Raw genomic sequence first — 24,426 nt, 5'->3', positions numbered from 1 at the left:
CCGAAGATTGGGTTCGCATGACCTCCAACGCCGAGCCCGGACCTGCGTCCGGCAAAGGAACCGTTGGCGTCTCCGGGCCCACGCGGTCCCTCTGGCTGGGGCTGCTGGGACTCAGTTCCGCAGTCGCGGGCAGTGCCCTGGTCATCACCGGCGTGGTCGCTGCCATGCTGGATGGCTGGACCGGTGCTGTCTCCAGCGGTCTTGGTGGATTGCTGGTGGTTGTGTTCTTTGCAATCAGCCTGCTCATCGGACACTTTGTGGGGCGCAACAACCCCTCAGGCGCCATCGGACTGTTCGTGGCGACATACTTCGTCAAGGTCATCGGGTTCGCCGTGGTGCTTTTCGCCATCGGTGCCCCCGGCTGGCTGCACGGCCGCTGGTTCGTGCTTGGCGCCGTCGTGGCAGTAGTCACCTGGCAGGCAGCCGAGATCTATGGCTTTAGCAAGGCCCGGCTGCAGATCTACAACGACCCTGAACCTGACAAGGGGAGCACCGATGAATAAGCGCAATCCCCGTGGCAAAAACGGGTCCCAAACACCCGATCCGGCACCGGCTTCTGCCGCTGCATCCAACGAAAATTCCGACGGCGGCTACAACGCTGGCATCGCCGTCTTCAGCTACATAATTGGCGGAATCATCGTCTGGAGTTTGATAGGGTGGGGACTGGATTATCTGTGGGGAACCCGCTGGATTGTGCTCGCTGGTGCTCTTCTTGGAGCAGCGGGAGGGTTCTATCTGTCCCATATGCACGGCCTCACCAGTTCGAAAGATTCAGCTGGCGGGAAAAGTGCCGCCAGCGGCCCGTCCGAGGACGGGAACAGTAATGCCAAATAACTTCACGAGGGGGAGGGCAAGCATGACGCGCGCCGGAACCCGACCAACGCCCAACGATGGACACTGCAGAGAGGAAACGCGTTGATCGCGCTTGCGCTCCCGGCCCAAAATTCAGGAGGCTTCACGCCTCCCGGAATTGAAGAAATGCACCTGCCGGCAATCCTGCCGTGGGGTGCCGCAGACGGATTCTCGAAGCAGATGCTGCTGGTAGTGCTGTCCGTTGTCATTATCGCAACATTCTTCGTTGCCGCTGCGCGGAAGCAGCAGCTCGTTCCCGGCAAGCTGCAGTTTGCAGGTGAGGCCGCTTACGGCTTCGTCCGTAACAGCATCGCCAAGGACATCATCGGCGGCAAGGACTTCATCAAGTACGTCCCCCTGCTGTTCAGCCTGTTCTTCTTCATCCTGGTGAACAACATCTACGGCGCCATTCCCGTCCTGCAGCTTCCGAGCTTCTCGCACGTCGGCGGAGCCTACGTGCTGGCCGGCATCGTCTACTTCACCTGGATCGGCATCGGCCTTAAGAAGAACGGCCTGAAGTACTTCAAGCTGGCCACCGTGCCCTCGGGTGTCCCGTGGTACATCCTGCCGATCGTTGTACCGATCGAGATCATCTCCAACTTCCTGGTCCGCCCGGTCACCCACAGCCTCCGTCTCTTCGCGACGATGCTCGCCGGCCACCTGATCGTCATGCTCGCCGGATCCGGCATCGAGTTCCTCGTCATGCAGGAGAACGTCCTCCTGAAGGGAACGTCGGTCCTGGTGCTTGTCGGCGCAATCGCCATGTACATGCTCGAGGCCCTGATCATGGCCCTGCAGGCTTACGTGTTCACGCTGCTGACGGCGATCTACATCGAAGGTGCCCTGCACGCGGACAGCCACTAAGGCCCCACAAACTTCCCTCACGGGATGAAGCAAACCAAACAACCTGCCACACGGGTGGCATCTTGAAAGGAATAAAATGGAAGGCAATCTCAACCTCGTAGGTTACGGTCTGTCCGCAATCGGCGGTGGTATCGGTGTTGGTCTCGTGTTCGCCGCTTACATCAACGGTGTGGCACGTCAGCCGGAAGCTCAGCGTGTGCTGCAGCCGATCGCGTTCCTGGGCCTGGCCCTGACTGAAGCTCTCGCCATCCTCGGTCTGGTCTTCGCTTTCGTTCTCTAGTCCCGCTAGAGCCAAGCGAATCCAGAACCTAGTAGATAAGGACGGGTGAATTATGAATCCTATGATCATCTCAGCCGCCACCGAAGGTGCGAACCCGCTCGTGCCCAACGTCTGGGAAATGGGCGTTGTTCTCGTCGGCTTTGCCGTCCTCCTGTTCATCGTGGTCAAGTTCGTTGTCCCGATGTTCGAGAAGACGTTCGCAGAGCGCGCCGAGGCCATCGAGGGTGGCATCGCCAAGGCCGAGCAGGCCCAGGCCGAAGCTTCTGCTGCACTCGAAGAGTACAAGCAGCAGCTCACTGATGCCCGTGCGGAAGCCAACCGCATCCGCGAGGAAGCACGCGCCGAAGGCGCCCAGATCCTGGCGGAACTGAAGGAGAAGGCTGCAGCCGAGTCTGCGCGGATCACCGCCCAGGCACATGTGCAGATCGAATCCGAGCGCCAGGCGGCCGTCGCGTCCCTGCGCTCTGAGGTTGGCACCCTTGCCACCACGCTTGCAGGCCGCATCGTGGGGGAGACCCTCGAGGACGACGCACGTGCAGCACGTGTTGTTGACCGCTTCCTGGCCGATCTGGAGACCCAGAACGCAGGTGTAGCTAAGTAATGGCAGGTGTATCGAGCGAATCGCTGACCAAGGCGCTGACCGAGCTGGAGCCAAAGCTTCCGTTTGCATCGCTGCAGTTGGCAAAGGAACTTTTCGGGATCCTGGGAGCGGTAGACAGCTCGGCTGGCTTGCGCCGCGCCCTGACTGACCCCTCCCGCAGCGGTGAGGAAAAGTCGGCGTTGATCAAGCAGCTCTTCAGCGGAAAAGCTTCCGCTGAGGCCGTGGACATCGCAGCCGGTCTGGCCAGCTCACGCTGGGCATCGGCGCGAGACATCGGCGATGCACTCGAGACGCTTGCCGCAACGGTGGTCATCGCCGTTGCTGAAAACAAGTCGGCCGTTTCTGCCTCCGGAATCACCGGCCTGGAAGCGCTGGAGAACGATCTGTTCTCCTTCAACCAGGCCGTGGCTGCCAGCCACGAGGTGCAGCGTGCCCTGTCTGAACCGCAGGCCAGCGCCGCAGCGAAGACTGCGCTGGCCGAAAGGCTCGTTCCTTCCGCAAGCGAGGAAGCGAAGGTCCTCATCGGACAGGCTGTGACGCAGCCCCGCGGCATCAAGGCAACCAGGCTCGTGAGCCGTTTCGCCGAGCTCGCCGCTAAGCGCCAGCAGCGCTGGATTGCGACGGTCAGCGTTACGCGTCCCCTGACGGAGACGCAGGCAAGCCGTCTGCAGCAGGGACTGAACTCCCTCTACGGACGCGAGCTGAAGGTCAACTTCAAGGTTGATCCCACGCTGATCGGCGGCATCCGGGTGCAGGTGGGGGACGAAGTGCTCGACGCTTCGGTCATCACCCGCCTGAATGAGCTCCAGCGCCAGCTGGCCGGCTAGCCGGACAAGCACAACACAACTGATAGAAACCCCGGTCATCGTGAGCAACGATGATCACGAATACAGGAGAGCAGGGACTGCAGATGGCCGAATTGACCATCAACGCCGACGACGTCCGTAATGCGTTGAACGAATTCGCGGCGTCCTACGAACCCGGCAACGCAGAGCGCGTAGAGGTCGGCCGTGTGACCACCGCAAGCGACGGCATCGCCCGTGTTGAGGGTCTTCCCTCGGTCATGGCGAACGAGCTGCTTCGCTTTGAAGACGGTACCCTGGGCCTCGCCCAGAACCTCGACGTGCGCGAAATCGGTGTCATCATCCTCGGTGACTTCAACGGCATCGAAGAGGGCCAGGAAGTGCACCGCACCGGACAGGTTCTGTCCGTTCCGGTCGGCGACGCCTTCCTCGGCCGCGTGGTGGACCCGCTGGGTGTGCCGATCGACGACCTCGGCGAGATCAAGGCCGAGGCCACCCGCGCCCTGGAACTCCAGGCTCCGGGCGTTACCCAGCGCAAGTCTGTGCATGAGCCGATGCAGACCGGCCTGAAGGCCATCGACGCGATGATCCCGATCGGCCGCGGCCAGCGCCAGCTGATCATTGGTGACCGTCAGACCGGCAAGTCCGCCATTGCCATCGACACCATCATCAACCAGAAGGACAACTGGGCTTCCGGTGACGTGAACAAGCAGGTCCGCTGCGTTTACGTTGCGATTGGTCAGAAGGCTTCCACGATTGCAGCAATCCGCCAGACCCTTGAGGACAACGGAGCGCTCGAGTACACCACGATCGTGGCCTCCCCGGCTTCCGATCCGGCCGGCTTCAAGTACCTGGCACCGTACGCCGGTTCGGCCATCGGCCAGCACTGGATGTACGGCGGCAAGCACGTCCTCATCGTGTTCGATGACCTGTCCAAGCAGGCTGAAGCCTACCGCGCCGTGTCGCTGCTGCTCCGCCGCCCGCCGGGACGCGAAGCGTACCCCGGTGACGTCTTCTACCTGCACTCCCGCCTGCTGGAGCGTTGCGCCAAGCTCTCCGACGACCTCGGCGCAGGTTCGATGACCGGTCTGCCGCTCATCGAAACCAAGGCAAACGACGTTTCCGCCTACATCCCGACCAACGTGATCTCCATCACCGATGGCCAGATCTTCCTGCAGTCGGACCTCTTCAACGCCAACCAGCGTCCCGCTGTTGACGTTGGTGTCTCGGTGTCCCGCGTTGGTGGTGCCGCCCAGGTCAAGTCCATGAAGAAGGTCTCCGGTACCTTGAAGCTGGACCTGGCCCAGTACCGCGACATGCAGGCGTTCGCGATGTTCGCTTCGGACCTCGACGCCGCATCCCGCCAGCAGCTGACCCGCGGTGCACGCCTGATGGAACTGCTCAAGCAGGGCCAGTACTCGCCGTTCCCGGTGGAGAACCAGGTTGTGTCCATCTGGGCCGGTACCCAGGGCTACCTGGACGACGTTCCGGTTGAGGACATCAGCCGCTTCGAGTCCGAATTCCTGGAGCACCTCAAGCACAAGTCCTCGATCCTCACGACGCTGGCCCAGACCAACGTCCTGGACGACGACACCGTGGAAGCACTGAAGACCGCCATTGTGGACTTCAAGAAGGGCTTCTTCGGCGAGGGTGACAGCCAGCTGGTGGGCGCCGGCCACGAGGAGCATGAAGCTATCTCGGAGGGTCAGGTCGACCAGGAAAAAATCGTCAGGCAGAAGCGCTAGTTTCGCTGGCAGGGACTGCCGGAACCCTTCGGGGCTCCGGCAGTCCCGGCCATCGGGATCTTAGGAAAGGATAAGTATGGGAGCCCAGATTCGGGTCTACCGCCAGAAGATCAGCTCGACGACGTCGATGCGCAAGATCTTCAAGGCGATGGAACTGATTGCTACCTCGCGCATCGGCAAGGCCCGCGCCCGCGTAGCAGCTTCACTGCCTTACGCGAACGCGATCACGCGCGCCGTTTCTGCCGTCGCAAGCCAGAGCGAAATCGACCACCCGCTGACCACCGAGCCGGCGAGCATCCGCCGGGCCGCTGTTCTGGTCATCACTTCCGACCGCGGCCTCGCAGGCTCGTACTCCGCCAGCGTGCTGAAGCAGGCTGAAGGGCTGAACGAACTGCTCCGTGCCGAAGGCAAGGAAGTCAAGACGTACCTGGTGGGCCGCAAGGCGCAGGCTTACTTCGATTTCCGGAACCGTCCGTACGGACGTGTCTGGACCGGCAGCACTGATGCCCCTGAGTTCGCCACGGCGCAGGAAATCGGTGCGGCTCTGCTCGAGGACTTCGCCACTGATTTCGAAGAGGGCGGCGTGGATGAGATCCACGTTGTGTACACCCGCTTCAAGTCCATGGTGACCCAGGAGCCGACCGTCATCCGACTTCTTCCCCTCGAAGTTGTGGAAGAGCAGGCAGCCTCCGAGACGGACCTGCTGCCGCTGTACGAGTTCGAACCGGAGCCGGAACAGGTGCTCAACGCCCTGCTGCCGCGCTACATCGAATCCCGCATCTTCGCGGCCATGCTGCAGGCAGCGGCTTCCGAGCTTGCTGCACGCCAGCGGGCGATGAAATCCGCCGGCGACAACGCCACGGAGCTCATCAAGAAGTACACGCGTCTGCGCAACACCGCCCGCCAGGCAGAGATTACGCAGGAGCTTTCCGAGATCGTGGCCGGCGCCGACGCACTCGCGTCCTAACCGGCCGGATCTCGGATCCAGCCAGACCTGCACCACCAGATAAACTTAACCCCACGCCATCTACGAGTGAAGTGAGAGAGATGACTGCCACCGCTACCGAGCACGTAGCAGCAACGGCCGGTGCCACCGGCCGTATCGCACGTGTCATTGGCCCGGTTGTCGACGTCGAATTCCCGGCTGACGCAATCCCCTCGATTTACAACGCACTCACCACCGAGATCACTCTCAACGGTGAGACCAAGACCATCACGTTCGAGACCTCCCAGCACCTGGGTGACAACCTCGTCCGCGCTATCTCCCTGCAGGCAACCGACGGCCTGGTCCGCGGCACGTCTGTGGTGGACACCGGTGCCCCGATCTCCGTGCCTGTCGGCGACGGCGTCAAGGGCCACATCTTCAACGTGCTCGGCAAGCCGCTGGACGTTGCAGAGTCCGAGATCCAGGCCGCTGACCACTGGCCGATCCACCGCAAGGCTCCGTCCTTCGCGTCCCTCGAGGGTTCCACCGAAATGCTCGAAACGGGCATCAAGGTCATCGACCTCCTCACCCCGTACATCAAGGGTGGAAAGATCGGCCTGTTCGGCGGCGCCGGCGTCGGCAAGACCGTTCTGATCCAGGAAATGATCACCCGTGTTGCCCGCAACTTCGGTGGTACCTCCGTGTTCGCCGGTGTTGGCGAGCGTACCCGTGAAGGCAACGACCTCTGGGTTGAAATGGAAGAGGCCGGCGTTCTGAAGGACACCGCGCTTGTGTTCGGCCAGATGGACGAGCCGCCGGGAACGCGTCTGCGTGTGGCCCTGTCCGCCCTGACCATGGCGGAGTACTTCCGCGATGTCCAGAACCAGGACGTGCTGCTCTTCATCGACAACATCTTCCGTTTCACGCAGGCAGGTTCCGAGGTTTCCACGCTGCTGGGCCGTATGCCTTCCGCCGTGGGTTACCAGCCGAACCTTGCCGACGAGATGGGCCTCCTGCAGGAGCGCATCACGTCCACCAAGGGCCACTCCATCACCTCGATGCAGGCCATCTACGTTCCCGCAGATGACTACACCGACCCGGCACCGGCCACGACCTTCGCGCACCTGGATGCGACCACGGAACTTTCCCGTGAAATCGCTTCCCGTGGTCTGTACCCGGCCGTGGACCCGCTGACGTCCACGTCCCGAATCCTGGACCCGCAGTACATCGGCAAGGACCACTACAACACGGCTGTCCGTGTGAAGCAGATCCTGCAGAAGAACAAGGAACTCCAGGACATCATCGCCATCCTCGGTGTTGACGAACTGTCTGAAGAGGACAAGATCGTCGTGTCGCGTGCACGCCGCATCCAGCAGTTCCTCTCCCAGAACACCTACACCGCCAAGCAGTTCACCGGCGTTGAGGGCTCCACCGTTTCCATCAAGGACACCGTGGAAGGCTTCGCGGCCATCTGCGACGGCGAACTTGACCACGTTGCAGAGCAGGCGTTCTTCAACGTCGGCGGTCTGGACGACGTCGAGCGCCAGTGGGCCAAGATTCAGGAACAGACCAAGTAATATGGCTGAGCTTGAGGTTGAGATTGTCGCAGCGGACCACTTCGTGTGGTCCGGGGCGGCCAAGATGGTCAAGGCCCGCACCAGCGATGGTGAGATCGGAATCCTGCCCGGCCACTCGCCCGTGCTGGCGATTTTGGCCGAGGGTCAGCTGGCAATCGAGCCGGTCTCCGGCGACCGCATTGCTGTAGATGTTGACGGCGGATTCTTTTCCGTCGACAACAACCGGGTGGTAATCGTTGCTGACAACGCCCACATGGGTGACGCGGCCACTGCGGGGATCCGATAGCACAACCCTGATGGACGTTACTTCCTTTCCGTTCATCGCCATAGCAACCGTGTTCGCGGTGCTGATTTTTACGCTGTGCCTGTTTGGGGTGCGCCGCTTCAACCTGCGGCGCGCCCTGGGCACGGTGGACGCCTCCATTCGTACAGCTGGAAAGAGCTGGCGGATGGGGGTTTGTCGTTATCAGGACAATGAGCTTGAGTGGTTCAAGCTCCTGTCCCTGAGCGTGCGGCCGCGGCACCGCTTCAAACGGAGTTCCCTGGAGTTGCTGGGCCGGCGCCAGCCTACCGAGGCGGAGCTGGTCAAGGTGCAGCCCGACGTCGTGATCGTGGAGCTTCGGTACGAGGGGGAGGACGTCTTCCTGGCGATGAAGTTCGACGCCTACACGGGGCTGTCATCGTGGCTTGAGGCGGGCCCGGTAATCGGCGTGGGAACCTGGCGCTGAGGTGTTTCACCTAAATGTTGCAATATTTGAAAATATTAGTGACAAAAAAATGATCCCCGGCACGAATGCCGAGGATCATTTCGTTTAAGGCAAATTAGACGACGGTGACGCCGGTAGCCTGCGGGCCCTTGGCGCCCTGGCCGATTTCGAACTGAACACGCTGGTTCTCGTCGAGGGTCTTGAAGCCGCCGGTCTGGATCTCAGAGTAGTGAACGAAGACATCGCCCTCGGAGTCATCCGGGGTGATGAAGCCGAAGCCCTTTTCAGCGTTGAACCACTTGACGGTTCCCTGTGCCATTTATTTCTCCTCAGTATGGAACTTTTTAAGGCCAGCACACCTCGTACTGGTCTTGGTTACTCCGCGAGAAGAATCCTGGCCTGCACTCCGGATAACCGGAAATGCGTTGCAGGAGCTTCGCGCTCGCAACATGTCTTGCGAGCATGAAAAACACCTACACAAAGACTGATACAAGAATTTCACGGGCAAACGGTCTGGTCAACGGTCAAAACGCGAATTCCGGCAAATTTTGGGCAAATCCGGAGTAAACGCCTGATCACCGCTTGGCCAGCCGCCCCGGCGGTGAGAAACAGAGATCAGAAAAGGCGGGATTCAATGTCGTCAACGCCGCGCATTGCGTCGTAATCGAGGGTCACGCAGTCGATGCCGCGGTCCGTGGCGAGCACACGGGCCTGCGGCTTGATCTGCTGGGCGGCGAAGATGCCCCGCACCGGCGCCAGCAGCGGATCCCGGTTCAGCAGCTCAAGGTAGCGCGTCAGCTGTTCCACGCCGTCGATGTCCCCGCGCCGCTTCAGCTCGATGGCGACCGTGGCGCCGTCGGCGTCCCGGGCAAGAATGTCCACGGGCCCGATGGCCGTGAAGTACTCACGCCGGATCAGCGAGAACCCTTCCCCGAGAGTTTCGATCTGGTCGGCGAGGAGCCGCTGCAGATCGGCTTCCACGCCGTCCTTGATCAGGCCGGGGTCCTGTCCCAGCTCGTGGGAGCTGTCGTGGAGCTGTTCGTGGATGTTGATGATGAGCCTGTCGTCCGTCTTGGCCGACTGCACCGTCCACTGTTCGACGACGCCCACCTCGATGTCGGCGTCCTCCGGCGAGGTGACGCGGAGTACGGCGGGAGGGCTCATCCAGTTCAGGGGCTTGTAGGAGCCGCCGTCGGAGTGCACCAGCACCGACCCGTCGGCCTTCACCAGCAGGAGCCGGGTGGCGAGGGGGAGATGGGCTTTGAGCCGGCCAACATAATCAACGGAGCAACGGGCTATGACGAGACGCACGCCCTACACCATACCTTCTCCCGCAGGTAGCACAGTGTCACGCTGGACGGCACGGGGTACCGGCTAGGGCAGAATGGAGGCATGCCCCGCTCCAACCGTCCCCGCCGTGCCAAGACGGGCCGCGGCGCGGCCGGAAGTGGCCCGGGCGGCCGGAAGCACGGCGCAGGTCCCGCACCGGAACTTGACCTGGAACGGGCGCGGGCGGGCATTGCCCGCAGGGAAAGCGCACCGGACGGGGAGTGGATGGTGCGGACCATGACGGCCCGCAACGCCGAGAAGACGTATATTTGCCCGGGCTGCTCCACCGCTGTCCTGCCCGGCATCGCCCATCTTGTGGTCTGGGCCGACGACCATATGTTTGGGGCAGCCGCGGGACTGGCCGAGCGGCGCCACTGGCACACCAACTGCTGGACGTCCCGGAACTTCCGGTACCGGTAACCAAGCGGCCGGTGTCCGGACGCAACCCGGCCGGAAGATAAGCTGGTGCGCATGACTTTTGACCCGGCGTCGTACGTGTTCAGCCAGCCATCAGGATCCACCGCCATCCGTGCCTCAACGGTGCTCCCGGCCCGGCGGGAGAACATCGAAATCCGCACCGAGGACGGCCACACGCTGGTTGGCGAGCTGGCGCTGCCTGAATCGGGTCCGGTCACCGCCACGCTGATCACCCTGCACCCGCTGCCCACGCACGGCGGCTTCATGGATTCCCACGTGTACCGCAAGGCCTCCTACCGTCTGCCGGCGCTGGCCGGGGTGGCCGTGCTGCGCTTCAACACCCGGGGCACCTCCTCGCCGCGCGGAACCAGCGACGGAATGTTTGAGGAAGGCATCGGCGAGCGGTACGACGTGGAGGCGGCCGTGCGCTTCGCCGTCGAGCGGCAGCTGCCCAACCGCTGGCTCGTGGGCTGGTCCTTCGGCACCGAACTCGCGCTCATGTACGGCGCAGTGGAACCGGTGGCCTCACAGGTGGAGGGCGCCGTACTGCTGTCCCCGCCGCTGCACCGCGCCACCGACGAGCACCTCAAGCTCTGGGCTGCGTTCGGCAAGCCGCTGACGGTCCTGGTGCCCGAGCACGACGACTACCTGCGGCCCGCTGCAGCGGAATCCCGGTTCAGCCTGGTGCCCCAGGCCAGGGTGGTGGGGGTCGACGGCGCCAAGCACCTGTGGGTGGGGGAGAAGCAGGCCGCGCGGGTGCTGAACGAGATTGTCGACGACGTCACGCGCGCCGGCTCCGGCGCCGCGGGCCTGCCGCAGGAATGGGAAGGTCCGGTGGCCACCGCGGCGGTGTGAACCTGCCTAATGCCTGACTGGGCCTAATGCCCGACTGTGTCTAGTGCTTGTCCTGCCGGACGATGTAAATCTCCTTGATGAGCAGCAGGGTGGCGGCCGCCGTCGGGATGGCAATGAGCGCCCCCAGGACGCCGAGCAGGCTGCCGCCCGCGATCACCGAGATCACGGCGACGGCGCCGGGCACAGCCACTGCCTTCTGCATAATGCGCGGCGAGATGAAGTAGGCCTCGAACTGCAGGTAGGCGAAGTAGCAGATGGCGTAGGCCAGGGCGGACTGCCAGCCCAGCGTCAGCGTGATCAGGATGACCAGGACGCCGGCGATCAGCCCGCCGACCAGCGGAATGAAGGCCAGCAGCGCCACGATGAAGGCCAGCAGCACGGCGAAGGGCACGCCGATGATGGACATGACGATGAAGGCAAAGGTGGCATTCAGGAGGGCGACCACGGCCTGCCCGATGACGTAGTTGCCCACCGAGCGGGTGATCTCCTCGGAGAGCGCCTCGACGCGCTGCCGGCGGGACCGCGGTGCGAGCCGGTAGCCCCATCTCTTCATCGCAGGCAGTGCGGCGAGGAAATACAGGCTGAGCACCAGCACGATCAGTGCGCCGAAGAGACCGTTGGCCACCGTTGACCCGAAGCCGAGGACGCCGCCGAAGATGCCGCTCATGGCCTCAGGGTTCTTGACGAACTTGTCGAGCTCCTCCATGATCCGGTCCCGGACGCCGAACTGGTTGTCGAGGGTGCGGAAGAAATCCGAGTTGATGAAGTCCCGCACCCACACGGGGGCCTGCTTCACCAGCTCGGTCACCTGTTCCACGATCGTGGGGATGAGGGTGGCAAAGAAGCCGACAACCGCGATGATCAGCACCGATACGGACACCAGGATGCCGGCGGGCCTGGGTATCTTCCGGCCCTCCAGCCAGCGCACCACCGGGTCCAGGCCGAGGGCAATGAACAGTGCAGCGACGATCCAAAGCAGCAGCTGCGTGGTGTGGGATCCGATCCAGTAGACCAGCAGCGCAAGCCCCACACCCACGGTGCCCATGAATCCGAGGTACAGCGGGTGCTGGGTGGAGATGCGGGGCCCGGGCGGGCCAAAACGCTCGGTGTCCCCGGTTTCCTCCGCCTCGACGGTCTCGGGGTGTTCCGGCGGAAACTCGAACCGCAGCCTGGGCTGGGCACCCGGGATCGGCTGGCGCAGCCGCCTCAGCACGGCGCCCAGGGCAGCCGGACGGCGCTTCGTCTTTGCCGGCTTCTGCGGCGCCGAGGGGTGTGGAGCGCCGCCGTGTCCTGCCGCGCTCTCCGCGGCAGCGTCCTGTGCTGCGGTTTCAGAGGGCTCGGGCAGGCTCCGGGAGGAGTCGGCGTTTGGCAGATCTTCGGGGCCGCGCTTGGACGGATCCGTGTTGTGAGTCACTGCTTTTTGATGCCCTTACCGTCCGTGGCGCCGCGGCTGCGCGCCGGTGTGATGATCATCGCAAACACTATCAGCAGCCTTGTGAATAGCGGGCCGGTCGGGGTTTAACCGTAGCGGCAGCCGGCCCCGGAAACCCCCGATCAGGCCTATTGGTAACAAAACGGTTACTATTGAAGGCAAACCCCCCGCTGATGATAGGTATTCCTTTGCGTTTCAAGACTGCAGTTGCACTTGTGCTGCTCGGCCTCCTGACACTGCTGGCCGGCATCGGGCAGAAGACCTTCTGGGCGCCCGCCGAGACGGTGACGGCAACGGCTTCCGCCGGTGAAGCCGCGCCCCTGACCGTTATTGACCAGAAGCTGCGCACCCTCGAGGGCGGAACCGTCAGCATCAAGGTCGAGGGAGAGGGCAGCTTCCTGCTCGCGGCAGGACGCCCGGACGACGTTGACGCCTGGGTGGGCAAGACCGCCCACAATACGGTTACGGGCCTGTCCGAGGACAAGAAGTCGCTGCAGGTAGAGCACACCGGCGGCGAAGCCAGCGCGCCGTCGCCGGCCGGCTCCGACCTCTGGGTCAGCACCGAGAAGGCCAGTGGCGAGCTGGACTACACGTGGTCCGCCCCGGCCGACGGCGAGTGGTCCCTGCTGCTCGCCGCGGACGGAAAGAAGCCCGCGCCGTCGTCCATTTCCATGACGTTCCCCAATGACACCTCCACCCCGTGGGCCGTGCCGCTCATGGTCCTCGGCGGGCTCCTGATCCTCGCCGGCGGTGCACTGCTGGTGCTCAAGCCGAAGGCGGGGGCGCCGCGCGACGGCGAATCCCCCGGTAACGGAACCTCCGGCAACGGATCCGCCGGCAACGGCGGCGACAACCAGGGCAGCCCGTTTGCGCGGCGTGCCCGCGCCAAGGCAGCAGCCAAGGCCGGAGACCGGTCCTCCTCGGCGCGGCTCGGCGTGGTGGTTGCGGCCACCACCGCCGCCGTCCTGGCCGGCACCGCAGCTGCCGCCCAGGCCAGCACGTCCTCTGCCCCGGCTTCCACGACGACGACCCCGACGACGGGCGCGTCGGACGCTGCCAAGGCCAGCGGCACTCCGGTGGTCCTGGACGCCCAGTTCCGCCGCATCCTGGAACAGGTGGCCAGCGCCACCGACGCCGGCGACGCCGCCAAGGATGCCAAGAAGCTTGCCGCCCGCGTTGCCGGCACCGAGCTGGAAGTGCGCACGCAGAACTACAAGATCAGGTCGCGGGTGGCGTCGTACGACGCCCGCATGCCCGTGCGGTCCACCAAGCTCCTGACCACCGTTGTCACAGACAAGCGCGAATGGCCGCGCTCCGTCCTGGCCGTCACGCAGGGTGAAGGCAACGTGGTGCCGCAGCTGCTCACGCTCGTGCAGGAATCCCCGCGGGAGAACTACAAGCTCGTGGGCACGTCGCCGCTGCAGCCGGGCACCACCTTCCCGGCCATCGTCCGCGGCGGCACCGAGTCGCTTGCCGCGGGTGATAAGTCCGGCCTTCTCTACAGCGGACAGGAAGCGCTCGCCGGTCTGGCGGACCGCCTCACCAAGTCCAGCTCGACCTTCAAGAGCAAGCTGGTGGAAGGGGAGTCCTCCCCTTACATCGCCGACACGCTGTCCTACCAGGCTGACATCGTGAAGGACGGCGTCGACGGCAAGTTCACTTTCTCGCACAAGGTTGACCCGAAGAGCACTGTCGTGTTCCGGACCGAGGACGGCGGGGCCTTGGTCCTGGGCCACCTGAACTTCAACTTCGACGGCACGCCCAAGGCGGACGGCGACAAGCTGTCCATCGGCAACGATGCTGCCGTCCTCGCCGGCGGCAAGGAGACCACCACCGGCATGGTGCTGAAGTTCGCCGAATCCGTGGCCGTGTACGTGCCGCCGGCCGACTCGAAGGATCCGATGAAGCTCGTGGCCGCCACGCGTGGTCTGGTTGACGCCAGCTTCAAGTAGGCAACGGCTTTTCCGTAAACCTGCCGTCACTGGAGCGGCCGCGGTGCTACCGCGGCCGCTCTTGTGGCTAGAGTGGGAGCTATGAGTTCGCCAGCTTCCCGTCCTGTCCCTTCGGCCGCGAGCCAGCTAAACCTTCGCGGCGCCGTCGATCTCTCCTCCCTCAAGCAGCGGCCGGCGCCGCCGGCGCCGAATAACGCCGCCGCGGCGGGTGCCCCGCCGGTGCAACAGTCCGAGGGCGGGCCGGCCCTCCGGGTGGACGTCACGGAGGCAAATTTCCAGAGCCTGGTGGAGCTGTCCGCCCAGGTGCCCGTGGTGTTTACCCTGTGGGCCGCCTATTCGCCCGAATCCAGCGGCCTCCTGAACGTCCTGGAGCGGATCATCCAGAGCTACGGCGGCCGGCTGGTTCTCGCTGCTGCGGACATTGAAGCATTCCCACAGCTGGCCCAGGCCTTCCAGGTGCAGGCCGTTCCCACCGCGGTGGCCGTGCTCAAGGGCCAGCCGGTTCCCCTCTTCCAGGGCGGCGCCGACGAGCAGCAGATCCGCCCGCTGCTGGACGAGCTGCTGACGGTTGCGGCCGCGAACGGAGTGACTGGCAACGTCGGCGGCGGCGCGGGCACGTCCGAGGAACCTGCCCCTGCACCTCTGCCGCCCCTGCACCAGAAGGCCTTCGACGCCATCGAAGCCGGTGACTACGCCGCTGCCGCAGCCGCGTACCGGCAGGCGCTCGCCGAGATGCCGGCCGATGCGGAGGCCAAGGCAGGCCTGGCGCAGGTGGAACTGATGGAACGCCTGCAGAGCCTGTCCGGTCCCGAGGGCGAGGCCCTGCGCCAGCTTGCCGCTGATGAACCCGACAACCTCACAGCCCAGCTGGGCGTTGCCGACCTGGATCTCGCAGGCGGCCACGTGGAGGATGCCCTGAACCGCGTCGTGGCGTTCATCGGCAGGAACTTCGGACCCGAACGCGAGACCGCCCGGGTGCGCCTGCTGGAGCTGTTCGAAGTTGTGGGGACCACGGACGAACGGGTGGGCAAGGCCCGCCAGGCGCTGGCCCGGGTGCTCTTTTAGTGGCGGTCCCCGCGCTGTTCCAGCCCCTGACGCTGCGGTCCCTTGAGCTGCAGCACCGGGGCTGGGTTTCGCCGATGTGCCAGTACAGCTGCGAGCCTGACGGGGCGCCCGGTGTGCCGAACGACTGGCACCTCATGCACCTGGGATCGTTCGCCGCCGGGGGAGCAGCCCTCATCCTGACCGAGGCCGCGGCAGTCAACGCCGAGGGGCGCATCAGCCCGCGCGACGCGGGACTCTACAACGATGAGCAGGCGGCGGCCTGGGAGCGGATCGTCCGCTTCGTGCACCGCCACGGTACGGCCGGCACGAAGATCGGCGCCCAGCTCGCCCATGCCGGACGCAAAGCGTCCACGTACTGGCCGTTCTCCGGGCGGAGCGGATCGGTCCCGGCGTCCGACGGCGGGTGGGAGACTGTGGGGCCGGGCACCCAGGCCTTCGACGGCTATGCGTCACCCGCCGCCATGACCGAGGATGACATCCATCGCGTCATTGCTGATTTTGCCGCCGCGGCTGCCCGCGCCGTTGACATCGGCTTCGACAGCATCGAGCTGCACGGTGCCCACGGATACCTCCTACACCAGTTCCAAAGCCCGCTGATCAACGACCGCACGGACGCCTGGGGCGGCGGCGCGGACGGACGGAACCGGCTGACCCTGGCCGTCATCGACGCGGTGCGCAACGTCATCCCCGACTCCATGCCCCTGCTGCTGCGGATCTCCGCCACCGACTGGGCCGAAGGCGGGATCGGCATTGAGGATTCGGTCCGGCTGGCTGCCCAGGCCGCGGAGCACGGGGTAGACCTCGTGGACGTGTCCAGCGGCGGAGCGGTGGCGCACCAGCGGATCCAGCCGGGGCCGGGGTATCAGACGGAGTTCGCGGCCCGGATCCGGCGCGAAACGGGGGTCCCCACCGGCACTGTCGGGCTGCTGACGTCGCCCGGGCAGGCGGAGCATGTGGTGGCCACCGGCCAGGCGGACGGCGTCTTCATAGCCCGTGCCGCACTGCGGGATCCGCACTGGTGGCTCCGGGCAGCCTTTGAGCTCGGCCACGACCTGCGCTGGGCGCCGCAGTACGAACGGGCCGTGCCGCGCCGCGCTTTTTAGCCGTGCTGTTCCCCTCTGAGGTTTTACTCCTTCCGGAGGATCCCCGTGGGGACGGCCCGCGGCTAGGGTGAGTGCATGAGCACTCCCTTAGTGGCCCTCTCGATCAGGGGGCTTGCAAAACGCTTCGGTAGCAAAATCGCTGTGGACGGCATCAACCTCGACGTCCCCGCCGGATCGTTCTTCGGCATCGTCGGACCCAACGGTGCCGGAAAGACCACCACCCTGTCCATGGCCACGGGCCTTCTCCGCCCGGACTTCGGAACGGCGGTGGTCCACGGGGTGGACGTCTGGGCGCAGCCGCTGGAAGCCAAGAAGCTGATGGGCATCCTGCCCGACGGGGTGCGGCTCTTCGACCGGCTCAGCGGTGAGCAGCTGGTCACCTACGCCGGACTGCTCCGGGGCATGAGCAGGGATGTGGTGGCTTCACGGGTGGGGGAGCTGCTGGCAGCTTTGGACCTCACCCAGGACGCTGGCACCCTGGTGGTGGATTACTCGGCCGGCATGACAAAGAAGATCGCGCTGGCCTCCGCTCTGATCCACGCTCCGAAAGTGCTCGTGCTGGATGAGCCCTTCGAGTCGGTCGATCCTGTCTCAGCCGCCAACATCAGGGACATCCTGGACAGGTACGTTGCCACCGGCGGTACCGTGATCGTTTCCAGCCACGTGATGGACCTCGTCCAGCGCATGTGCGATCACGTTGCCGTGGTTGCCGCCGGCCGGATCCTGGCTGCCGGAACCGTTGAGCAGGTGCGGGCCGGGGCAACCCTGGAGGAACGGTTCGTGCAGCTGGTGGGCGGCAGGAGCCGGACGGAGGGGCTCGAATGGTTGCGCACCTTCTGAGGCTGAAGCTCACGCTGCTCCGGAACGGCCTGCGCCGGAGCCCGTGGCAGCTGGTTGGCCTGGCGTTCGGCGGACTCTACGCGCTGTTCATCGTCGGCATGTGTGTGGTGCTGCTGGTCCTGCTCCGGCAGGAGGACCCCGTTCTTGCCCAGACCGTGGTGGTGCTCGGCGGCTCGGCAGCCGTGCTCGGCTGGGGGATTGTGCCGGTCATAGCCTCGGCCGTGGACATGACCCTGGACCCTGCCCGGTTCACCACGTCCGCAGTGCCCATGCCGCAGCTTCTGGCGGGCCTGGCACTCGGCGGCCCCATCGGCCTGCCGGGACTGGCCACCTTGCTCGTCGCCCTGGCCACCGTCGTCACGTGGTCCCGGGGTGTGCTGCCCGCGGCGGGCGCCTTGGTGGGCGCTGTCCTCGGCGTGCTCACCTGCGTCGTGTTTGCCCGCGTGGTCACCACCGCCACCTCGAGCCTGGCGGCCTCACGGCGCTTCAAGGACGTCAGCGGGATCGCCTTCATGGTTCCGCTGGTTCTCCTGGGCCCCATCATCGCCGCCGTCTTCCAGGGCATGGCGGGTTCCGGGGCTTTCCTTTCGGAGCTGGCCGGCAGGATTTCCTGGACGCCCCTGGGGGCAGCGTGGTCACTGGGCGGGGATCTCGAAGCCGGACAGGCAGGCGCGGCGGGGCTGAAACTGCTTATTGCCGCAGCCACCCTGGCAGGGCTGGCCTGGTGCTGGAAGCTGCTGCTGGAACGGGCCCTGGTGACGCCTCCGTACAGCGGAAGCAGCCGCCGGAAGGGCGGGCGGCTGGGTCTTTTCACCCTGCTGCCTGCGACGCCGGCCGGTGCTGTCACGGCGCGCGCCCTGACCTACTGGTTCCGTGATCCACGGTATTCAGGTTCGCTGGTGGTGATTCCGCTGCTGCCGGTTGTGCTGGCTTTCCAGGGCAGCCAGACCAACGATTATGGCGTTCTGATGATCACCGGGCCGCTCACGGCATTCCTCCTGGCGTGGTCCATTTCAGGCGATGTGTCCTATGACAACACCGCGTTTGCCCTGCACCTTGCTGCCGGCGTGCGGGGTGTCCATGACCGGCTGGGACGCGCGCTGGCCTGCCTGGCCTTCGCATTGCCCGCCGTGCTGGTCCTCGCCATCGTGCCGTTCTTCATAACGGGGGACTGGACGTGGTGGCCGGCCACCGTGGGAATGTCCGTGGGAGTGCTGCTGACCGGCCTGGGCCTGTCATCCGTGGTGTCCGCCCGCTACACCATTGCGGTGCCGCTTCCCGGCGACAGCCCCTTCAAGAAGCCCCCTGGCAACGTGGGACAGACGCTGGCCGTGCAGTTTGGCGGGATGGCGGTCCTGCTGGTGCTGGTCCTCCCGGAGGCCGGACTGGTCCTTGCCCAGCTGCTCACCGGGGACCCGCTCTTTGGCTGGATCAACCTTGCGGTCGGCCCTGTCCTCGGCGCCGCACTGTTCACCACGGGCGTCGTGGTGGGCGGGCGCTGGCTCGATGCCCGCGGGCCGGAGCTCCTCGCCCAGGTGACGGTCAACCGGTGAGCTTACAACCGCAGAATGCCACTGCCGGGCGGCGGCCAGCCGTGGTTGACTAGCAGGACAGCTGAGAGAAAGGCCTGGCCATGGAGGTCGTCATTCTTCAGGGCGGGAGGCAGATAGCCTCCCTCGTGGCGGACGCCGTGGAAAGCCTGCTGCGCAGCAAACCCGACGCAGTCCTGGGGCTGGCCACTGGATCATCGCCGCTGCCGGTGTATGACGAACTCGCCCGGCGCCATGAACAGGCCGGCCTGGACTTCAGCCGGGCTTCTGGATTCACTCTCGATGAGTACGTCGGGCTGGCGCCCGGCCATCCCGAGTCCTACCGGGAGGTGATCCGCCGCGAGTTCGCCAACCGGGTCAACATCGGCCCGGACAACGTCTTCGGGCCGGACGGAGGCGCCGCCGACCTTCCGGCAGCGTGCCGTGCCTACGAGGACCGGATCAGGGAGCGCGGCGGGATCGACCTGCAGCTGCTGGGGCTCGGCACCGACGGGCATATCGGGTTCAACGAGCCGGGGTCGTCCCTGGCCTCCCGCACCCGCATCAAGTCGCTAATTGAGCAGACACGCCGCGACAACGCCCGCTTCTTCCGCAGCCTCGATGAAGTGCCGCACCACGTGGTGACCCAGGGGCTGGGCACGATCCTCGAGTCCCGACACGCCATCCTGCTGGCCACGGGAGCCCAGAAGGCACAGGCCGTCCATGACCTGGTGGAGGGGCCCCTGGCCGCGATCTGTCCTGCCTCGGTGCTGCAGCTGCACCCGCATGCCTCCATCGTGGTGGATGAGGCCGCGGCATCGTCACTGAAACTTGCCGACTACTACCGGCACACCTACGACCACAAACCTGCGTGGCAGGGGCTGTGACCGGAACGTGCGCCCGGGTCCTCCCGCAGGCGCGCGTGCGGAACGGCTAAGATGGATGCCATGAGTAGCATGACGGATCCTCTCGACAACGACCCCATGCGTGAGCTTTCCGGCGCCGGATCGTCCACCGCAACCATTGAGCGCGAGGAACTGCGCCAGGAAGTGGAGCCCGGCGACCGTGAGCGCTTTGCACACTACGTGCGCAAGGAAAAGATCATGGAGTCCGCCATGACGGGCGAACCGGTCATCGCGCTGTGCGGCAAGGTCTGGACCCCCGGCCGGGATCCGCAGAAGTTCCCGATCTGCCCGATGTGCAAAGAGGTCTACGACGGCCTCCGCCCGGGCAACGACGGCGGCAACGGGTCCGGCGGAGACTCAGGCAACAACAAGTAGTGACGGAGACACTCTTCGGCGGACCCACCCTGCCCCCGGCTTATCCGGAACGTGCAGCCTGGGGAACCGCCCCGAAGCTCCGTGCCTGGCAGCAGGAAGCCCTGGACCTTTACTTCAGTAAAGGTCCTCGCGACTTCATGGCCGTGGCCACCCCCGGCGCCGGCAAGACCACCTTTGCACTCAGGGTGGCCTCCATGCTTATCGAGGCCGGCACGGTGAACCGCGTGACGATCGTGGCACCCACCGACCACCTGAAGCGGCAGTGGGCCGATGCTGCGGCGCGTGTTGGCATCGCCATCGACCCGAACTTCAAGAATTCGGACGGCCAGCACGGCCGCGGGTTCATCGGCGTGGCCGTGACGTATGCGCAGGTGGCCAGCAAGCCCCTGCTGCACCGGGCCAAGACCGAGGCCGCCCGCACCCTGGTGATTCTTGACGAAATCCACCATGGCGGCGAGGCGCTGTCGTGGGGCGACGGTCTCCGCGAGGCCTTCGACCCCGCCGTCAGGCGGCTGTCCCTCACCGGCACGCCCTTCCGTTCGGACACTTCGCCGATTCCCTTCGTGGAGTACATCGAGGACCGAGAGGGCATCCGCCGCTCCAAGGCGGACTACACCTACGGCTACGGCAATGCGTTGCGTGACCATGTGGTGCGTCCCGTCATCTTCATGGCGTACTCCGGGCAGATGCGGTGGCGCACCAGCGCGGGCGACGAGATGGCGGCCTCCCTTGGTGAGGCCGCTGTCACCAAGGACATCACGTCGCAGGCATGGCGGACCGCCCTGAATCCTGCAGGGGAGTGGATCCCGGCCGTGCTGGCAGGAGCGGACAAGCGGCTGAGCGAGGTCCGGCGTTCCGTTCCCGACGCCGGTGGCCTGGTGATCGCCACCGACCACGAAGATGCCCGGGCGTACGCCGGCCAGCTCAAGAAGATTACGGGCGAGTCGCCCACGGTCATTCTGTCCGATGACGCGAAGGCCTCCAGCAAGATCGAGGAGTTCAGCGCAGGCGACAAGCGCTGGATGGTTGCCGTGCGCATGGTTTCCGAAGGCGTGGACGTGCCGCGCCTTTCGGTCGGCGTCTACGCCACGTCCACCTCCACGCCGCTGTTCTTCGCCCAGGCGGTAGGGCGCTTTGTGCGCTCCCGGAAGCGGGGCGAGACGGCCTCGGTCTTCCTGCCGTCCGTGCCCCCGCTGATGGCGCTGGCCAACAGCATGGAAGCCGAACGCGACCATGCCCTGGACCGGCCGCAGAACGACGACCCGGACGGCCTGATGGACCTCGAAGAGTCCCTCATGGACGAGGCCAACCGCGAGGAAAAGGCTTCGGACAGCCTGACCAAGGGCAAGTTTGAGGCGCTGGACTCGCAGGCATCCTTTGACCGCGTGCTGTTCGACGGCGGCGAGTTCGGCACCGGGGGCGACATCGGCTCCGAGGATGAACTCGACTTCCTCGGCATCCCGGGCCTGCTGGACGCCGAGCAGGTGGGCCTGCTGCTGCGCCAGCGCCAGCACGAGCAGCAAGGCCGGAAGAAACGCCAGAGTCCCGCAGCCGCGCCCGCTGCCGCGGTACCCGACCACCGCCTGCTGATGGACCTGCGCAACGAGCTGGCCAAGAACGTGGCGGCCTGGTCGGCACGAACGGGCACCCCGCACGGCGTGGTGCACACCAAGCTGCGGACCGTCTGCGGCGGGCCTCCGGTGGCCCAGGCCAACGAGGAGCAGCTCCAGTCCCGGCTGAAGAAGCTTCAGGACTGGTTCATCGGACGGAAATAACCGGAGCGGAAATAACCGGGGCGGAAATAACCGGGGCGGAAATAGCCCGGACGGAAATAACCCGGGCGGCGTGACTACTCGAGGTCGACGCCGCCCAGTTCCATTTCGGCGTAGGTGTCGTCGAGGTCATCAGCGATGCCCGCCGTCAGCCGCTTGATCACGGTGACGGAGTAACCTGCCTGCACGGCATCCAGGGATGTCGCCATGACGCAGTGGTCGGTGGCCAGTCCCACCACCACGATGTCCTCCACGTCGTGGCTCTGCAGCCAGTCGTCCAGGCCGATGGCGTCTTCTTCGGGGGCGTAGCCGGTTTCAGCGGCAGCGGACATCGAACCCGGCAGGGAACCCGGCTGCCGCTCCCCGGTGGGAACGGCGTCTTCGGGTGCCAGCAGGCCCTCGAAACCGGAGTAGGCCGCGGCGTAGAGGCCCTTGTGGAAGTACGCCTGGATGTGTTCGGTGTCGAGCTCCGGGTGAAGCTCGGCACCCTTGGTGCCCGCGATGCAGTGCGGCGGCCAGCTGTCCTTGAAGTCCGGGGCCTCCGAGAAATGGGTGCCGGGGTCGATGTGCCAGTCCTGCGTGGCCACGATGTGGTCGAACTGGCCGTGGTGGTTCTCGACGTACTCGCTGATGGCCCCGGCCACGGCAGCCCCGCCTTCCACGGGCAGCGCGCCGCCCTCGCAGAAGTCGTTCTGGACGTCGACGATGATGAGTGCCCGTGCCATCAGTTCTCCTCTGTTTCCTTCAGTTTTCCTCATAGATCGTCGGGATCGCCGGCTCGCCGCGGTGCAGGCGGTGAACCACTGCCGGCAGTTCGGCCATGGAATCAGCATGGCGCTGCCGGGCGCGCAGGACGCCCTCGTGGCCGGTCCAGCCGGGCAGGAGCTCGCCGTTCTTGATGAACTGCTGCAGCAGCGTGCGGTCGTTGCCGTCGTCCGCCGGCCGGTGTCCCACGCCGATGAGCTCCTGGGTGGCCGTCCCGTGGTCGTTGAGCCGGCGCAGGGCGTATTTCCGCCCGCCCTTGCTTGTCTTGTTCTTGGCGGCCTTGGCCACCGATACGAACTCGCCGGCATCGTTGGTCCGGCTGACCAGCTTGTAGACCATGCTGGCCGTGGGCGCCCCGGAGCCGGTCACGAGCGACGTGCCCACACCGTACGAGTCGACGGGGGCGGACTGCAGTGCGGCGATCGCGTATTCGTCCAGGTCCGAGGTCACCGTGATGCGCGTGTGGTGGTTGCCGAGGTCGTCCAGCAGCTGCCGGACCCACTGCGCCTGTTCCACGAGGTCGCCGGAGTCCAGCCGGACGGCGCCCAACTTGTCCCCGGCGATGTCCACGGCCGTACGGACGGCCGTTTCGACGTCGTACGTGTCCACGAGCAGCGAGGTGCCGGCCCCCAGGGAGGCGACCTGCGCCTCAAAGGCGTCCCGTTCGGTGTCATGGAGGAGCGTGAAGGAGTGGGCGGCGGTGCCCACCGTTTTGAGGCCGTACCGCAGGCCGGCCTCAAGGTTTGAGGTGCTGTCGAATCCGGCGATGACGGCGGCCCGGGCGGCGGACGTGGCCGATTCCTCCTGCGTGCGGCGGGATCCCATCTCGATGCAGGGCCGCTGGCCGGCGGCCATCACCATGCGCGAGGCCGCGGAGGCGATGGCGCTGTCGTGGTTGAGGACGGACAGGACGTAGGTCTCCAGGATGCACGCCTCGGCGAACGTCGATTCGACAATCAGGATGGGGGAGTTGGGGAAGTACGCCTCGCCCTCGGCGTAGCCCCAGACGTCGCCAGTGAACCGGAAGTCGGCCAGGTAGTCCAGGGTCTCCTGGTTAACCACGCCGGTGCGCGCCAGGAATTCGAGCTCCTCGGCGCCGAACCGGAACGCCATGATGCCTTCCAGCAGCCTGCCCGTGCCACCCACAATCCCGTAGCGGCGCCCGTCCGGCAGCCTGCGCGCGAACGCTTCGAACACGGCCTTGCGGTGCGCGGCGCCGGAATGGAGGGCCCCTTGCAGCATGGTCAGCTCGTAATGGTCGGTGAACAGGGACGTGCGGGGCTGCTCCCAGCCAGCGGAGGTACTCACAAAATCACTCTAGTCCCCACCGGCTCCCACGTCTCGCTTCGCTTCGCCGCGGGCCCCTCGCCGGCGTGGCCCTACCCACCGGCTCCCACGTCTCGCTTCGCTTCGCCGCGGGCCCCTCGCCGGCGTGGCCCTACCCACCGGCTCCCACGTCTCGCTTCGCTTCGCCGCGGGCCCCTCGCCGGCGTGGCCCTACCCACCGGCTCCCACGTCTCGCTTCGCTTGGCCGCGGGCCCCTCGCCGGCGTGGCCCTACCCACCGGCTCCCACGTCTCGCTTCGCTTGGCCGCGGGCCCCTCGCCGGCGTGGCCCCATCCACCGGCTCCCACGTCTCGCTTCGCTTGGCCGCGGGCCCCTCGCCGGCGTGGCCCCATCCACCGGCTCCCACGTCTCGCTTCGCTTCGCCGCGGGGCCCTCGCCGGCGTGGCC

Annotated in this window: 26 protein-coding genes; 21 read left to right on the top strand and 5 right to left on the bottom strand. The window is 65.7% G+C overall.

Features of this window, described 5'->3' with window-relative positions; translation table 11 throughout:
- Window positions 1-17: 17 nt before the first annotated feature.
- From ACFTR6_RS01065 to ACFTR6_RS01015, 11 genes are all read left to right on the top strand, one after another.
- The gene (locus tag ACFTR6_RS01065) at window positions 18-503 is read left to right on the top strand and encodes a hypothetical protein (RefSeq protein ID WP_076801965.1); all 486 of its coding nucleotides are present in this window, start codon (window positions 18-20) and stop codon (window positions 501-503) included.
- Window positions 496-834: a hypothetical protein gene (locus tag ACFTR6_RS01060; protein ID WP_076801967.1), complete on the top strand. Its 339-nt coding sequence runs from the start codon at window positions 496-498 to the stop codon at window positions 832-834. Before ACFTR6_RS01065 ends, ACFTR6_RS01060 begins: the two co-directional genes overlap by 8 nt.
- A gap of 81 nt (window positions 835-915) precedes the next feature.
- Window positions 916-1,716 carry a F0F1 ATP synthase subunit A gene (atpB, locus tag ACFTR6_RS01055; RefSeq protein WP_076801969.1) on the top strand — a complete coding sequence of 267 codons (801 nt, stop codon included), beginning with the start codon at window positions 916-918 and terminating at the stop codon, window positions 1,714-1,716.
- 76 nt (window positions 1,717-1,792) lie between these two features.
- A complete protein-coding gene (atpE, locus tag ACFTR6_RS01050; RefSeq protein WP_009356484.1) occupies window positions 1,793-1,996 on the top strand; it encodes an ATP synthase F0 subunit C in 204 nt (67 codons plus the stop codon).
- A 52-nt stretch (window positions 1,997-2,048) separates the two neighbouring features.
- Complete coding sequence (locus ACFTR6_RS01045) at window positions 2,049-2,597, top strand: F0F1 ATP synthase subunit B (RefSeq protein WP_076801971.1); 549 nt, start codon at window positions 2,049-2,051, stop codon at window positions 2,595-2,597.
- Window positions 2,597-3,424, top strand: a complete 828-nt coding sequence (locus ACFTR6_RS01040; RefSeq protein ID WP_076801974.1) for a F0F1 ATP synthase subunit delta — start codon at window positions 2,597-2,599, stop codon at window positions 3,422-3,424. Before ACFTR6_RS01045 ends, ACFTR6_RS01040 begins: the two co-directional genes overlap by 1 nt.
- A gap of 83 nt (window positions 3,425-3,507) precedes the next feature.
- Window positions 3,508-5,145: a F0F1 ATP synthase subunit alpha gene (gene atpA, locus ACFTR6_RS01035; protein WP_087872432.1), complete on the top strand. Its 1,638-nt coding sequence runs from the start codon at window positions 3,508-3,510 to the stop codon at window positions 5,143-5,145.
- Between the two features lie 76 nt (window positions 5,146-5,221).
- Window positions 5,222-6,112 carry a F0F1 ATP synthase subunit gamma gene (locus tag ACFTR6_RS01030; RefSeq protein ID WP_076801978.1) on the top strand — a complete coding sequence of 297 codons (891 nt, stop codon included), beginning with the start codon at window positions 5,222-5,224 and terminating at the stop codon, window positions 6,110-6,112.
- An 80-nt stretch (window positions 6,113-6,192) separates the two neighbouring features.
- Complete coding sequence (gene atpD, locus ACFTR6_RS01025) at window positions 6,193-7,647, top strand: F0F1 ATP synthase subunit beta (RefSeq protein WP_076801980.1); 1,455 nt, start codon at window positions 6,193-6,195, stop codon at window positions 7,645-7,647.
- Window position 7,648: 1 nt separating this feature from the next.
- Complete coding sequence (locus tag ACFTR6_RS01020) at window positions 7,649-7,933, top strand: F0F1 ATP synthase subunit epsilon (RefSeq protein ID WP_076801985.1); 285 nt, start codon at window positions 7,649-7,651, stop codon at window positions 7,931-7,933.
- Between the two features lie 10 nt (window positions 7,934-7,943).
- Window positions 7,944-8,375, top strand: a complete 432-nt coding sequence (locus tag ACFTR6_RS01015) for a DUF2550 domain-containing protein (RefSeq protein ID WP_076801988.1) — start codon at window positions 7,944-7,946, stop codon at window positions 8,373-8,375.
- A gap of 94 nt (window positions 8,376-8,469) precedes the next feature.
- On the opposite strand, the gene ACFTR6_RS01010 is transcribed toward ACFTR6_RS01015, so the two are convergent.
- Both ACFTR6_RS01010 and nucS read right to left on the bottom strand, forming a co-directional pair.
- The gene (locus ACFTR6_RS01010) at window positions 8,470-8,673 is read right to left on the bottom strand and encodes a cold-shock protein (protein ID WP_056738186.1); all 204 of its coding nucleotides are present in this window, start codon (window positions 8,671-8,673) and stop codon (window positions 8,470-8,472) included.
- A 296-nt stretch (window positions 8,674-8,969) separates the two neighbouring features.
- A complete protein-coding gene (gene nucS / locus ACFTR6_RS01005) occupies window positions 8,970-9,665 on the bottom strand; it encodes an endonuclease NucS (protein ID WP_377956581.1) in 696 nt (231 codons plus the stop codon).
- A gap of 81 nt (window positions 9,666-9,746) precedes the next feature.
- Between nucS and ACFTR6_RS01000 the strand changes: the two genes are divergently transcribed.
- Both ACFTR6_RS01000 and ACFTR6_RS00995 read left to right on the top strand, forming a co-directional pair.
- The gene (locus ACFTR6_RS01000) at window positions 9,747-10,103 is read left to right on the top strand and encodes an ATP/GTP-binding protein (RefSeq protein WP_377956580.1); all 357 of its coding nucleotides are present in this window, start codon (window positions 9,747-9,749) and stop codon (window positions 10,101-10,103) included.
- 51 nt (window positions 10,104-10,154) lie between these two features.
- Entirely contained in the window at window positions 10,155-10,955 is an 801-nt protein-coding gene (locus ACFTR6_RS00995) for an alpha/beta hydrolase (RefSeq protein ID WP_377956579.1), read from the top strand.
- 40 nt (window positions 10,956-10,995) lie between these two features.
- Here the strand turns inward: ACFTR6_RS00995 and ACFTR6_RS00990 are convergent, their stop codons facing one another.
- A complete protein-coding gene (locus ACFTR6_RS00990) occupies window positions 10,996-12,369 on the bottom strand; it encodes an AI-2E family transporter (protein WP_377956578.1) in 1,374 nt (457 codons plus the stop codon).
- Window positions 12,370-12,560: 191 nt separating this feature from the next.
- On the opposite strand from ACFTR6_RS00990, the gene ACFTR6_RS00985 reads away from it, so the two are divergent.
- From ACFTR6_RS00985 to ACFTR6_RS00950, 8 genes are all read left to right on the top strand, one after another.
- Entirely contained in the window at window positions 12,561-14,339 is a 1,779-nt protein-coding gene (locus ACFTR6_RS00985) for a hypothetical protein (protein ID WP_377956577.1), read from the top strand.
- A gap of 81 nt (window positions 14,340-14,420) precedes the next feature.
- A complete protein-coding gene (locus ACFTR6_RS00980) occupies window positions 14,421-15,404 on the top strand; it encodes a co-chaperone YbbN (protein ID WP_377956576.1) in 984 nt (327 codons plus the stop codon).
- Window positions 15,404-16,507, top strand: coding sequence for an NADH:flavin oxidoreductase/NADH oxidase (locus ACFTR6_RS00975; RefSeq protein ID WP_377956575.1), 1,104 nt, complete (start codon window positions 15,404-15,406; stop codon window positions 16,505-16,507). The genes ACFTR6_RS00980 and ACFTR6_RS00975 overlap by 1 nt, the downstream gene beginning before the upstream one ends.
- Window positions 16,508-16,582: 75 nt before the next feature.
- Window positions 16,583-17,347 (top strand): ABC transporter ATP-binding protein, encoded by a 765-nt coding sequence (locus ACFTR6_RS00970; RefSeq protein ID WP_087872440.1) that lies wholly within the window; start codon window positions 16,583-16,585, stop codon window positions 17,345-17,347.
- Window positions 17,329-18,900 carry a transporter gene (locus ACFTR6_RS00965; protein WP_377956574.1) on the top strand — a complete coding sequence of 524 codons (1,572 nt, stop codon included), beginning with the start codon at window positions 17,329-17,331 and terminating at the stop codon, window positions 18,898-18,900. The genes ACFTR6_RS00970 and ACFTR6_RS00965 overlap by 19 nt, the downstream gene beginning before the upstream one ends.
- 80 nt (window positions 18,901-18,980) lie before the next feature.
- A complete protein-coding gene (nagB, locus tag ACFTR6_RS00960) occupies window positions 18,981-19,763 on the top strand; it encodes a glucosamine-6-phosphate deaminase (protein WP_076802010.1) in 783 nt (260 codons plus the stop codon).
- A 51-nt stretch (window positions 19,764-19,814) separates the two neighbouring features.
- Entirely contained in the window at window positions 19,815-20,156 is a 342-nt protein-coding gene (locus ACFTR6_RS00955) for a DUF3039 domain-containing protein (protein ID WP_076802012.1), read from the top strand.
- Complete coding sequence (locus ACFTR6_RS00950) at window positions 20,156-21,931, top strand: DEAD/DEAH box helicase (protein ID WP_076802014.1); 1,776 nt, start codon at window positions 20,156-20,158, stop codon at window positions 21,929-21,931. Before ACFTR6_RS00955 ends, ACFTR6_RS00950 begins: the two co-directional genes overlap by 1 nt.
- Before the next feature lie 74 nt (window positions 21,932-22,005).
- Here the strand turns inward: ACFTR6_RS00950 and ACFTR6_RS00945 are convergent, their stop codons facing one another.
- Window positions 22,006-22,653 carry an isochorismatase family protein gene (locus tag ACFTR6_RS00945; RefSeq protein WP_377956572.1) on the bottom strand — a complete coding sequence of 216 codons (648 nt, stop codon included), beginning with the start codon at window positions 22,651-22,653 and terminating at the stop codon, window positions 22,006-22,008.
- 19 nt (window positions 22,654-22,672) lie between these two features.
- Window positions 22,673-24,001: a nicotinate phosphoribosyltransferase gene (locus ACFTR6_RS00940; protein ID WP_076802021.1), complete on the bottom strand. Its 1,329-nt coding sequence runs from the start codon at window positions 23,999-24,001 to the stop codon at window positions 22,673-22,675.
- Window positions 24,002-24,426: the final 425 nt, after the last annotated feature.

This window comes from Arthrobacter sp. NPDC057009 (assembly GCF_042673905.1).
In the GTDB taxonomy this organism is placed as follows: Bacteria; Actinomycetota; Actinomycetes; order Actinomycetales; family Micrococcaceae; genus Arthrobacter.
This window is presented reverse-complemented; position numbering and strand designations above follow the sequence as displayed.

Excerpts from the sequence above, each read along its gene's own strand:
- ACFTR6_RS01065 (WP_076801965.1), top strand. The coding sequence starts at position 18 with ATGACCTCCAACGCCGAGCCCGGACCTGCGTCCGGCAAAGGAACCGTT.
- ACFTR6_RS01060 (WP_076801967.1), top strand. The coding sequence starts at position 496 with ATGAATAAGCGCAATCCCCGTGGCAAAAACGGGTCCCAAACACCCGAT.
- atpE (WP_009356484.1), top strand. The coding sequence starts at position 1,793 with ATGGAAGGCAATCTCAACCTCGTAGGTTACGGTCTGTCCGCAATCGGC.
- ACFTR6_RS01045 (WP_076801971.1), top strand. The coding sequence starts at position 2,049 with ATGAATCCTATGATCATCTCAGCCGCCACCGAAGGTGCGAACCCGCTC.
- ACFTR6_RS01040 (WP_076801974.1), top strand. The coding sequence starts at position 2,597 with ATGGCAGGTGTATCGAGCGAATCGCTGACCAAGGCGCTGACCGAGCTG.
- atpA (WP_087872432.1), top strand. The coding sequence starts at position 3,508 with ATGGCCGAATTGACCATCAACGCCGACGACGTCCGTAATGCGTTGAAC.
- ACFTR6_RS01030 (WP_076801978.1), top strand. The coding sequence starts at position 5,222 with ATGGGAGCCCAGATTCGGGTCTACCGCCAGAAGATCAGCTCGACGACG.
- atpD (WP_076801980.1), top strand. The coding sequence starts at position 6,193 with ATGACTGCCACCGCTACCGAGCACGTAGCAGCAACGGCCGGTGCCACC.
- ACFTR6_RS01020 (WP_076801985.1), top strand. The coding sequence starts at position 7,649 with ATGGCTGAGCTTGAGGTTGAGATTGTCGCAGCGGACCACTTCGTGTGG.
- ACFTR6_RS01015 (WP_076801988.1), top strand. The coding sequence starts at position 7,944 with ATGGACGTTACTTCCTTTCCGTTCATCGCCATAGCAACCGTGTTCGCG.
- ACFTR6_RS01010 (WP_056738186.1), bottom strand. The coding sequence starts at position 8,673 with ATGGCACAGGGAACCGTCAAGTGGTTCAACGCTGAAAAGGGCTTCGGC.
- ACFTR6_RS01000 (WP_377956580.1), top strand. The coding sequence starts at position 9,747 with ATGCCCCGCTCCAACCGTCCCCGCCGTGCCAAGACGGGCCGCGGCGCG.
- ACFTR6_RS00995 (WP_377956579.1), top strand. The coding sequence starts at position 10,155 with ATGACTTTTGACCCGGCGTCGTACGTGTTCAGCCAGCCATCAGGATCC.
- ACFTR6_RS00985 (WP_377956577.1), top strand. The coding sequence starts at position 12,561 with ATGATAGGTATTCCTTTGCGTTTCAAGACTGCAGTTGCACTTGTGCTG.
- ACFTR6_RS00980 (WP_377956576.1), top strand. The coding sequence starts at position 14,421 with ATGAGTTCGCCAGCTTCCCGTCCTGTCCCTTCGGCCGCGAGCCAGCTA.
- ACFTR6_RS00970 (WP_087872440.1), top strand. The coding sequence starts at position 16,583 with ATGAGCACTCCCTTAGTGGCCCTCTCGATCAGGGGGCTTGCAAAACGC.
- ACFTR6_RS00965 (WP_377956574.1), top strand. The coding sequence starts at position 17,329 with ATGGTTGCGCACCTTCTGAGGCTGAAGCTCACGCTGCTCCGGAACGGC.
- nagB (WP_076802010.1), top strand. The coding sequence starts at position 18,981 with ATGGAGGTCGTCATTCTTCAGGGCGGGAGGCAGATAGCCTCCCTCGTG.
- ACFTR6_RS00955 (WP_076802012.1), top strand. The coding sequence starts at position 19,815 with ATGGATGCCATGAGTAGCATGACGGATCCTCTCGACAACGACCCCATG.
- ACFTR6_RS00945 (WP_377956572.1), bottom strand. The coding sequence starts at position 22,653 with ATGGCACGGGCACTCATCATCGTCGACGTCCAGAACGACTTCTGCGAG.